Here is a 9,992-nt window from a genome sequence, read left to right as displayed (position 1 = left end):
CACGCCGGCGGGCGTGAACGCGCCGAGCCGCCCCGGCGCGCCGAACCACGCGCCGCAAGGCCCGCGCGGCAGGCCAGCGGGCCGCGCGCTCGCTCGCTATAATCGGACCTCCCGACACCCTCCCCAATCCAGCTGGCGGCGCGCGGCACAGACCAGGCGCACGCAGGCGGTCCCCACATCATGAACGGCAGCTACTACCAGCATCACGTGTTCTTCTGTCTGAACCAGCGCGACCCGGGCGCGGATCGCCCGAGCTGCGCCAATTGCGATGCGCAATCGATGCAGGAATACGCCAAGAAGCGCGTCAAGGAGCTGGGCCTGGCGGGCGCCGGCAAGGTCCGCATCAACAAGGCGGGCTGCCTGGACCGCTGCGAGGAAGGCCCGGTGATGGTGGTCTACCCGGAAGGCACCTGGTACACCTATGTCGACAAGCAGGACATCGACGAGATCGTCGAATCGCACCTGCGCGACGGCCAGGTGGTCGAGCGCCTGAAGATCTGAGCGCGCCGCGCGCCAACCGAAGGAAACCGCAAGCCGCATGAACGCCCAAACGCAGAAGTCCCTGATCGACGGCCCGGTCGGCCGCATCGAGATCGCCGTCGACCTGCCGCCCGACGGCACCGCCACGCGCGGCATCGCGCTGGTCGCGCATCCGCATCCGCTGTTCGGCGGCACCATGGACAACAAGGTCGCGCAGACGCTGGCGCGCATCTTCACCCAGCTCGGCTACATCGTCACGCGTTCGAACTTCCGCGGCGTCGGCGCCACCGAGGGCACGCACGACAACGGCCACGGCGAGACCGACGACCTGCTGGCGGTGCTGGCCCACATGCGCGCCCAGCCCGGCCAGGCCGAGCTGCCGCTGGTGCTGGCGGGTTTCTCGTTCGGCACCTTCGTGCTCTCGCAGGTCGGCAAGCAGATGCGCGAGCGCGGCGAGGCGATCGAGCGGATGGTGTTCGTCGGCACCGCGGCGAGCCGCTGGGCGGTGGCCGAGGTGCCCGAGGACACCATCGTGATCCACGGCGAAACCGACGATACCGTGCCGATCGGCTCGGTCTACGACTGGGCGCGGCCGCAGGAGCTGCCGGTGATCGTGATCCCGGGCGCCGAGCATTTCTTCCACCGCAAGCTGCATATCCTCAAGCGCGTGATCGTCGACGCCTGGCGCTGAGCCGGGCGCGCCGCCCGGGCGGCGATCCGGTCGCGTTGCGGCGGGGGGCCTGCCGCCATCTCGTCGCGCTTCCGCCGTGCTTCCCTTTGCGCCTGCCTGACGCCGGACTTGCGAATCGATTGCGGGCGACGGCGGCGCGCGCCGTGCGTCTACCATCTGTCCGCCGCGCGCGACAGAAACCGCCGCCGCGGCTTGGGGCCCGGCCGGCGCCCGTATAATGGCCGGGTTTGCCCGCTACGCACGGCAGCTTCGACGCCGGCGGCGGCTCGCGAATCCGCGCGTTTTCCGCGCGCCGCGAACCGACGCTGCCGCCGCCTGTCCAACTCCGCGCGTCGCGCCAGGCTCCGCCCAGGTGCCGCGGCCGGACCGCTCGCCGTCCCGGTTCCCCGATCTTGCGCCCCGTGCGCAGCACTTTCTGCCATCAGCCTGAATCGATCATGCGTTTGTCCTCCGTAGGCCTCAAGTCTCTCGCTTCCTCCACCGCCTTCGCCACCGTCGCGCGCAACGTCGCGCTCGGCGTGGTGGTGCCCGCCGCGCTCGTGACGACGGTTGCCGTCGCGCAGGCCAAGCCCGCCAAGAAGGCGGCAGCGGCTGCCGCCGCGGCCGCGGCGCCGACCGGCGCGCCGGCCACCTACATGCCGGGCGCGGTGCCGCCGCCGGGCGTCAATGCGCGCTCCTGGGTGCTGGTCGACGCGAGCAGCAACCAGGTGCTGGCTTCCGGCAACGCGGACGAGCGCGTCGAGCCGGCCTCGCTGACCAAGCTGATGACGGCCTACCTGGTGTTCGAGGCGCTCTCCACCAAGAAGATCTCGATGGAGCAGATCGTCACGCCGAGCGAGGCGGTGCGCCGCGTCGGCACCGACGAGTCGCGCATGTTCATCGAGGCCAACAAGCCGGTCTCGGTCCATGACCTGGTGTACGGCATGATCATCCAGTCGGGCAACGACGCGGCGATCGCGCTGGCCGAGCTGGTGGGCGGCAGCGAATCGCAGTTCGTCAACATGATGAACGCCGAGGCGCAGAAGCTCGGCATGTCGGGCACCCACTTCGCCGACGTGAACGGCATGCCCGACCCGCAGCACTACACCACGGCGGGCGACCTGGCCAAGCTGTCGGCGCGCCTGATCCGCGACTTCCCCGACTACTACAACATCTTCTCGGTCAAGGAATTCAGCTACAACAACATCCGCCAGCCGAACCGCAACCGGCTGCTGTGGATCGACCCGACCGTCGACGGCCTGAAGACCGGCCACACCCAGGCCGCCGGCTACTGCCTGATCGCCTCGGCCAAGCGTCCGCTGCCGGGCGCCGACGGCGGCACGCGCCGCCTGGTCTCGGTGATGATGGGCGAGACCAAGGAAAGCGACCGCGTGCAGGACAGCATGAAGATGCTGAACTACGGCTACAGCGCCTTCGATGCGGTGCGCCTGTACAAGGGCGGCCAGGCCGTCGAGACGCCGCGTGTCTACAAGGGTCGGGCCAACTCCGTGCAGGTCGGCGTGCAGAAGGACCAGTTCGTCACGCTGCCCAAGGGCGTGGGCGACAAGGTCAAGCCGCAGGTCACGCTGAACACGCCGCTGATCGCGCCGCTGGCCGAAGGCCAGCAGGTCGGCACGGTGCAGTTCGTGGCCGACGGCAAGACCGTCGCGCAATTCCCGGTGGTGGCGCTGCAGGCGGTGCCGGAAGCGGGCCTGCTCGGCCGGATCTGGGATTCGATCCTGCTGATGTTCAGCAAGAAGTAAGCTTCGACGCGCCCGGCACGACGCCGGCGCGCCGCAAGCGGTAAGCTGTCGGCGCGGGACCGTCCCGCGCCCGTCGTCTTTTCCACCTTGATCGCCATGAGCCAAGCTGAGTTCGATCCGGTCGTCTATCTGAGCGTGTCCTCGCAGGAGCAACGGGTGCCGCTGTCCGAGGCGCGCGTGCCGGTGCTCGATCGCGGTTTCATCTTCGGCGACGGCGTCTACGAGGTGGTGCCGCTGTACGCGGTGGAAGGCGGCGGACGCAAGCCGTTCCGGCTGCCGCAGCACCTGGCGCGGCTGGACCGCAGCCTGAAGAAGCTCGGCATCCCCAATCCGCGCGACGATGCCGGCTGGCGAGCGCTGATCGACGAGCTGCTGGAAGCGAACGCGGCCGGGCTCGGTGACGGCCGGCATGCCAAGGTTTATCTGCAGATCACGCGCGGCGTCGCCAAGCGCGGCCACGCGTTTCCGGCCGAGGTCACGCCCACCGTGTTCATGATGGTCAGCCCGATGGAGCTGCCCGGCAACGAGATGCGCACCACCGGCGTGCGCTGCGTGACGGCCGAGGATCGCCGCTGGCTGCACGCCGACATCAAGTCCACCTCGCTGCTGGGCAACGTGCTGATGGCCCAGCATGCGGCCGAGCGCGAAGCCTTCGAGACCATCCAGCTGCGCGACGGCAACCTTACCGAGGGTTCCTCCTCGAACGTCTGGGTGGTGAAGAACGGCGAGCTGCTCGCGCCGCCGCGCAGCAACAAGATCCTCGAGGGGATTCGCTACGCGCTGCTCGAGGAGCTGGCCGAGGCCTGCGGGATCCCCTTCGTGGCGCGCGAGATCAACGAGGCCGAGCTGCGCGCGGCCGACGAGATCCTGCTCAGCTCGGCGACCAGGGAAGTGCTGCCGGTCACCTCGCTCGACCAGTTGCCGGTGCAGGATGGCCGCCCCGGCCCGGTCTACATCGCGCTCTACGAGGCCTACCAGCGCGCCAAGGCGAGCGAGCTGGCGGCGGCCTGAGCCTGCCGGTGGGGCCTGGCGGCACCCACTGGTTTTTCATCGATTCCTTCTGGAGAAGCTTATGACCACCGACCCGTCCAAGACAGTCGAACTGACTGGCGCGATCGATACCAGGAAGGAGACGCTGCTCGAATTCCCCTGCGATTTCCCGATCAAGATCATGGGCAAGGCGCATCCCGAGTTCAAGGACACCATCTTCAAGGTGGTGGCCGTGCACGACAACGAGATCGACCTCGAGAAGATCGAGGAGCGCTCCTCCAGCGGCGGCAACTACACGGGCCTGACCATCACCGTGCGCGCCACCAGCCAGCAGCAGCTCGACGACATCTATCGTTCGCTGACCGGCCATCCGATGGTGAAGGTCGTCCTCTAGGCGCGAGCGCGCCGCGGGCCGGCCCGGCCGGCCTCATTCCTCCCGCTTCGGCGCGGCCGCCATGGCCGCGCCGGGCAGCCCGGGAGCGTCGGCCGTGCCGGCTCCCGCCAGGCCTGCCTGCGCCGGCATCCCGCCCGGCGGCTTTCCCCCGATCGTTTCCCCCTCCCCGTTTTGCGCGGCCCGCCGGGCCAGGCGCTCGGCATCGATGCGCAGCCATTCCCGCTCGAAGTGCGCCAGTTCCGCCAGCAGCCAGGTGCGGAAGGCCTGCACGCGCGGCGCGGCCAGCCGCGAGGGCAGGCAGACGAAATAGCAGTGCCAGGGGCTCGGCCCGTCGATGTCGAACAGGCGCACGATGCGCCCCGCGTCGAGTTCGGCCGCGGCCAGCGAGCGGCGCACCAGGGCGATGCCCTGGCCGTCGATGGCGGCCTGCACCAGTTGCGAGGAATCCTGGAACAGCAGGCCGCGCTTGGGCTCGCTGAGCGTCTCCAGGCCCGCCGCGTCGAACCAGGGGCGCCAGAGCTCGTCGTCGGAGCGCAGCAGCGGGTAGCGGGCCAGGTCGGCCGGCTCCCTGGGCAGCACGCCGCCGTTCAGGCTCGGCGCGCAGGCCGGGAAGAACATCTCGTCGAACAGCTTCTCCACGTGCAGGCCCGGGTAGTGGCCGTTGCCGAAGCGGATCGCGATGTCGACGTCGTCGCGCGAGAAGTCGGTCAGCGAGTTGGTGGACTGCAGTTCGAGGTCGATGTCGGGATGGCGGTCGATGAAGGAGCCGACGCGCGGCGTGATCCAGCGCGCCGCGAAGGACTGCAGCGAGGACACCACCAGGCGGTTGCCGCGGTCGGCGGCGCGCACGTCCTGGGTGGCGTCGAGCAGGATGGTCAGCGCGGCGCGCACCTGGCGCGCGTAGCGCTCGCCCGATTCGGTCAGCGACAGGCGCTTGCCGTGCCGCACGAACAGCGGCACCCCGAGCTCCTCCTCGAGCGCACGCACCTGGTGGCTGATCGCGCCGTGGGTGACGAACAGCTCGTCGGCCGCGCGCGAGAAGCTCTCGTGGCGGGCGGCGGCCTCGAAGGCGCGCAGGGCATTCAGCGGGGGGAGTTTGCGCAGGTCCACTTGCTAATTTTTCTCACAAGAACGTGAAAACGTATCGTTTTACGTAAACCCTTGATGTGCCTACGATTGTAGCCATTCCCCCGCTGTTTCCGGAGCGCATCATGAGAGAAATATCGTCAAGCGTCACCTTCGAGATCCAACCCGGCGAAACCGTGCCGATGAAGGTCGTGCACAGCACGCGGCTCAGCATCCAGGGCGCGACGGTATGGGCCACGCGCAGCGAGGATGTCGACGACTACTTCCTGGCGCCGGGCGCGAACCTGCGACTGCGCCGCGGCGAGCGGCTGTGGCTGGCCGTGGAAGGGCCCGAGGTGGCCCGCGTATCGTTCAGCGTCGGCGCGCCGGCGCCCGGCGAGGTCGCCCACACGGCGCTCACGCGCCTGGGCAACTGGCTCTCGGCGCGCCTGCACGACGGCTGGCGCACGGTCTGAGCGATGGTCCCGCCGACACGCGCCCGCCCGGCGGCGCGTGTCGGTTTTCGGTAAACTAGCGTCCATGTCAGCGCCGGCCCCCATCAACTTGTCCCCGATTTCCACCGATCCCGCCGCGACGGCCGCCCCCGAGGCGGCTGCCGCGGCGCCGTTCGTGGTGCGCTGGCTCGGCTCGGCGCCCTACGAGCCGACCTTCGAGGCGATGCGCGCCTTCACCGATTCACGCACGCCCGAGACGGCCGACGAGATCTGGCTGGTCGAACATCCCCCCGTCTACACGCTCGGCCTGGCCGGCGACCCGGCGCACCTGCTGGTGGCCGACAGCGGCGTGCCGCTGGTCAAGGTGGACCGGGGCGGGCAGATCACCTATCACGGCCCGGGCCAGATCGTCGCCTACCTGCTGGTCGAGCTGCGCCGCCGCAAGCTGACGGTGCGCGGCATGGTCGAGCGGATCGAGCAGGCCGTGATCGACACCCTCGCGGCGTATAATCTCGCGTCGGTCCGCAAGGCGGGCGCGCCCGGCATCTATGTGGAATCAGGGCCGCATGCGGGCGCGAAGATCGCCGCCCTCGGCCTGAAGATACGCAACGGATGCAGCTATCACGGGTTGAGCCTGAACGTCCGGATGGACCTCGGCCCGTTTCTCGCGATCAATCCGTGCGGCTACGCGGGACTCGAGACGGTCGACATGGCGAGCGTGGGCGTGCTCGCCGACTGGCGCGACGTGGCCGACACGCTCGTGCGCCGTCTGACCGCCAACCTCGACGGCGCCACCGTCGCCGCATTGCCGCAGGCACTGGAACACACGAATGACTGACGTAACCGCAACCCCCGCATCGGCCGCCGCGGCCGAACCCGCCGTCTACGATCCGAGCGCGAAGCAGAAGGCCCAGGCCAAGACGGCGCGCATCCCGATCAAGATCGTGCCGATCGAGAAGCTCAAGAAGCCCGAGTGGATCCGCGTGAAGGCGGCCACCGGCAGCTCGCGCTTCAACGAGATCAAGACCATCCTGCGCGAGCACAACCTGCACACGGTGTGCGAGGAAGCGAGCTGCCCGAACATCGGCGAGTGTTTCGGCAAGGGCACGGCGACCTTCATGATCATGGGCGACAAGTGCACGCGGCGCTGCCCGTTCTGCGACGTCGGCCACGGCCGCCCCGATCCGCTCGATCCGGACGAACCGGTCAACCTGGCCAAGACGATCGGCGCGCTGCGCCTGAAGTACGTGGTGATCACCAGCGTCGACCGCGACGACCTGCGCGACGGCGGCGCCGGCCACTTCGTCGAGTGCATCCGGCATGTGCGCGAGCATTCGCCGGAAACGCGCATCGAGATCCTCACGCCGGACTTCCGCGGCCGCCTGGACCGCGCGCTGGGCATCCTCAATGCCGCGCCGCCCGACGTCATGAACCACAACCTCGAAACCGTGCCGCGCCTCTACAAGGAAGCGCGCCCGGGCTCGGACTACGCGCATTCGCTGAAGCTGCTGAAGGACTTCAAGGCGCTGCATCCGGACGTCGCCACCAAGTCGGGCCTGATGGTCGGCCTGGGCGAGACGCCCGAGGAAATCCTGCAGGTGATGCGCGACCTGCGCGAGCACGACGTCGACATGCTGACCATCGGCCAGTACCTGCAGCCTTCCGAGCATCACCTGCCGGTGCGCGAGTACGTGCATCCCGACGTCTTCAAGATGTACGAGGAAGAGGCCTACAAGATGGGCTTCACGCATGCGGCGGTGGGCGCGATGGTGCGTTCGAGCTATCACGCCGACCTGCAGGCGCACGGCGCCGGCGTGGTCTGAGCCGGCTGCTTCCGGGTTCGCCTGCTTCCAGCCCTGCCTGCCGGGCCGCTTCGGCGGCCGTCATGAAAAACCCGCCGCGAGGCGGGTTTTTTGTTGGCGGCGCGGCTCGCCGCGGGCCGCGGCCGTTTGCTGGGCGAGGCGGCCTTCGCGCTCGCGCCGCGCTGCGCGCCCGATCGTCGGCCGTATCCGGTCGAACGCGAAAAGCATAGCGCCAGCAGCGTCAATTGCATCGCAGAAATGATTGGAACGGCGCCGCCGCGCAATCTCTATAGTCGGGCGTTTTCGTGCCACCGCATCCGACTCGTAGAGGTGATTCATGCCGCGTTTCCGTTCCGTCCTGACCGCCGCGCTGGCCGGCGCCGTCGCCACGCTCAGCCTTGCCGCCGCGCCCGCGCGCGCGCGCGCCGCCGACAAGGAGGTGGTGATCGCCTACCAGGACATGGTGGTGCCCTGGCGCTACGCGCAGGCCACCGGCGAGGTGGAGAAGGCGACCGGCTACAAGGTGACGTTCCGCAAGCTCGGCAGCGGCGCCGACGTGATCCGTGCGCTGGCCTCGGGCTCGGTGCAGGTCGGCGAGGCCGGCTCGGCGCCGGTTGCCGCGGGCCTCTCGCAGGGCGTCGATCTCTCGCTGTTCTGGATCCTCGACAACATCAACGACGCCGAGGCGCTGGTCGCCCGCGACGGCTCGGGCGTGACCAGCGTGGCGGGCCTCAAGGGCCACAAGCTCGGCGTGCCCTTCGTCTCGACCTCGCACTTCCACGCGCTGGTCGCCCTGCAGCAGGCCGGCGTCGATCCCAACCAGGTGAAGATCGTCAACCTGCGGCCGCCCGAGGTGGCGGCGGCCTGGGCGCGCGGCGACATCGACGCGACCTACATCTGGGATCCGGTGCTCGCCAAGGTCAAGCAGAACGGCAAGGTGCTGATCACCTCGGGCCAGGTCGCCAAGGCCAGCGGCAAGGCCACCTTCGACGGCTTCGTGGCGACCCGCGCCTTCGCGCGCGACAACCCCGAGTTCCTGAGGCGCTTCGTCAAGGTGCTGGCGGCGGCCGATGCCGACTACCGCGCGCATCCGGCCGCCTGGGGCAAGGGTTCGGCGCAGGCCGCGGCGGTTGCCAAGGAGTCCGGAGCGAACCCCGACGAGGTGCCGGCCAGCCTCGCGCTCTATGCCTTCCCCGCGCCGGCCGAGCAGGCCTCGGCCACCTGGCTGGGCGGCGGCGCGCAATCGGGCGCGGCGAAGTCGCTGGCGGCCACCGCGGCCTTCCTGAAGGCGCAGGGCACCATCCAGACGGTGCTGCCCGACTACTCGGTCGGCGTCGATCCGCAATTCGTGAAGGCCGCGGCGCATTGAGCGACGGCCGGGAGGCATCAGCATGAGCACGCTCGATATCCGGCGGCTGTCGGTCGCCTATCCGGGAGAGCGCGGGCGGGAAGGCACGCGCGCGCTCGATGAAGTCGACCTGTCAATCGGGGCCGGCGAATTCGTGGTCGCGGTCGGCGCCTCGGGCTGCGGCAAGACCAGCCTGCTGAACTGCATCGCCGGCTTCGTCGAACCCAGCGCGGGCGAGGTGCTGCTCGACGGCGAACCCATTACCGGCCCGGGCGCCGATCGCGGCGTGGTGTTCCAGAAATACGCGCTGCTGCCCTGGCTCGACGTGCTCGGCAACGTGGCGCTGGGGCTGCGCTTCCAGCGTGTCGCGAAGGCCGAGCGCGAGGCGCGCGCGCGCCGGATGCTGGCCCTGGTCGGGCTCGAGCGATACGCGCATGCGCGCGTCTACGAGCTGTCGGGCGGCATGCAGCAGCGGGTGGGCATCGCGCGGGCGCTGGCGGGCGATCCGCGCGTGCTGCTGATGGACGAGCCGATGGGCGCGCTCGACGCGATGACGCGCGAGACCATGCAGGAGCTGGTGCTCGATCTGTGGGCGCGCACCGGCAAGACCGTGTTCTTCATCACGCACGACGTCGAGGAGGCGCTGTTCCTCGGCACGCGGGTGGTGGTGATGACGCCGGGGCCGGGGCGCATCGCCGAATCGCATGAACTGCCCTTCGCGCGGCAGTACGTGCGCACGCGCGATGCGCGCGCGGTGAAGTCCTCGCCCGAGTTCATCGCCTGGCGCGAGCGGCTGATCGGCCGCCTGCATGGGCGCGATACCGATACCGCCAGGGAGGCCGCATGAGCACGACCGACGACGTTCGCGCGCGCACGGTGACCTGGCAGACCGGGACGATCGTGAGCGCGGGCGGCGAGGCAGCCGCGCGCGGGTCTCGTGCGACGCTCGCGGCGGCTGGCGCGCGTGCGCCGGAAGGTGCCGGTGCTGGTGCCGGCGATGGCGCGCACGCGGGTGTACCGCGCGC

General features: G+C 69.8%; 12 protein-coding genes and 1 pseudogene. 11 read left to right on the top strand and 2 right to left on the bottom strand.

Annotated elements, in window-relative coordinates; all coding sequences use genetic code 11:
- Positions 1–180: 180 nt before the first annotated feature.
- The 5 genes from F3J18_RS32955 to F3J18_RS32935 all read left to right on the top strand — a co-directional run bounded on the left by F3J18_RS32955 (position 181) and on the right by F3J18_RS32935 (position 4,297).
- On the top strand, positions 181–501 hold the full coding sequence (locus tag F3J18_RS32955; protein WP_013699500.1) for a ferredoxin: 321 nt from the start codon (positions 181–183) through the stop codon (positions 499–501).
- A gap of 37 nt (positions 502–538) precedes the next feature.
- Complete coding sequence (locus F3J18_RS32950) at positions 539–1,171, top strand: alpha/beta hydrolase (protein WP_013699499.1); 633 nt, start codon at positions 539–541, stop codon at positions 1,169–1,171.
- Between the two features lie 437 nt (positions 1,172–1,608).
- On the top strand, positions 1,609–2,913 hold the full coding sequence (locus tag F3J18_RS32945) for a D-alanyl-D-alanine carboxypeptidase family protein (protein WP_025097071.1): 1,305 nt from the start codon (positions 1,609–1,611) through the stop codon (positions 2,911–2,913).
- 96 nt (positions 2,914–3,009) lie between these two features.
- A complete protein-coding gene (locus F3J18_RS32940) occupies positions 3,010–3,924 on the top strand; it encodes a D-amino acid aminotransferase (RefSeq protein ID WP_166916291.1) in 915 nt (304 codons plus the stop codon).
- 61 nt (positions 3,925–3,985) lie between these two features.
- Positions 3,986–4,297 carry a YbeD family protein gene (locus F3J18_RS32935; RefSeq protein ID WP_013699496.1) on the top strand — a complete coding sequence of 104 codons (312 nt, stop codon included), beginning with the start codon at positions 3,986–3,988 and terminating at the stop codon, positions 4,295–4,297.
- 33 nt (positions 4,298–4,330) lie between these two features.
- Here F3J18_RS32935 and F3J18_RS32930 read toward each other — a convergent pair whose 3' ends face one another.
- Entirely contained in the window at positions 4,331–5,407 is a 1,077-nt protein-coding gene (locus F3J18_RS32930; RefSeq protein WP_166916289.1) for a transcriptional regulator GcvA, read from the bottom strand.
- Between the two features lie 101 nt (positions 5,408–5,508).
- On the opposite strand from F3J18_RS32930, the gene F3J18_RS32925 reads away from it, so the two are divergent.
- The 3 genes from F3J18_RS32925 to lipA all read left to right on the top strand — a co-directional run bounded on the left by F3J18_RS32925 (position 5,509) and on the right by lipA (position 7,640).
- Positions 5,509–5,838 (top strand): DUF2917 domain-containing protein, encoded by a 330-nt coding sequence (locus F3J18_RS32925; protein ID WP_025097069.1) that lies wholly within the window; start codon positions 5,509–5,511, stop codon positions 5,836–5,838.
- 64 nt (positions 5,839–5,902) lie between these two features.
- Complete coding sequence (lipB, locus tag F3J18_RS32920) at positions 5,903–6,655, top strand: lipoyl(octanoyl) transferase LipB (protein ID WP_025097068.1); 753 nt, start codon at positions 5,903–5,905, stop codon at positions 6,653–6,655.
- Positions 6,648–7,640, top strand: coding sequence for a lipoyl synthase (lipA, locus tag F3J18_RS32915; RefSeq protein WP_013699492.1), 993 nt, complete (start codon positions 6,648–6,650; stop codon positions 7,638–7,640). Before lipB ends, lipA begins: the two co-directional genes overlap by 8 nt.
- A gap of 60 nt (positions 7,641–7,700) precedes the next feature.
- Here the strand turns inward: lipA and F3J18_RS32910 are convergent, their stop codons facing one another.
- Positions 7,701–7,958: a hypothetical protein gene (locus F3J18_RS32910; protein ID WP_166916287.1), complete on the bottom strand. Its 258-nt coding sequence runs from the start codon at positions 7,956–7,958 to the stop codon at positions 7,701–7,703.
- On the opposite strand from F3J18_RS32910, the gene tauA reads away from it, so the two are divergent.
- From tauA to F3J18_RS37965, 3 genes and pseudogenes are all read left to right on the top strand, one after another.
- On the top strand, positions 7,957–8,988 hold the full coding sequence (gene tauA / locus F3J18_RS32905; protein WP_166916285.1) for a taurine ABC transporter substrate-binding protein: 1,032 nt from the start codon (positions 7,957–7,959) through the stop codon (positions 8,986–8,988). The genes F3J18_RS32910 and tauA overlap by 2 nt on opposite strands.
- 22 nt (positions 8,989–9,010) lie before the next feature.
- Positions 9,011–9,814, top strand: coding sequence for an ABC transporter ATP-binding protein (locus F3J18_RS32900; protein ID WP_166916283.1), 804 nt, complete (start codon positions 9,011–9,013; stop codon positions 9,812–9,814).
- Positions 9,811–9,992 (top strand): annotated as a pseudogene (locus tag F3J18_RS37965) (taurine ABC transporter permease); the annotation flags it as partial. The gene F3J18_RS32900 and the pseudogene F3J18_RS37965, both read left to right, overlap by 4 nt.

This window comes from Burkholderia sp. Ax-1720, from assembly GCF_011753035.1.
GTDB classification, from domain to species: Bacteria; Pseudomonadota; Gammaproteobacteria; order Burkholderiales; family Burkholderiaceae; genus Burkholderia; species Burkholderia gladioli.
Note: the sequence above shows the minus strand (reverse complement) of the source record. Positions and strands in the feature narration are given on the sequence as shown.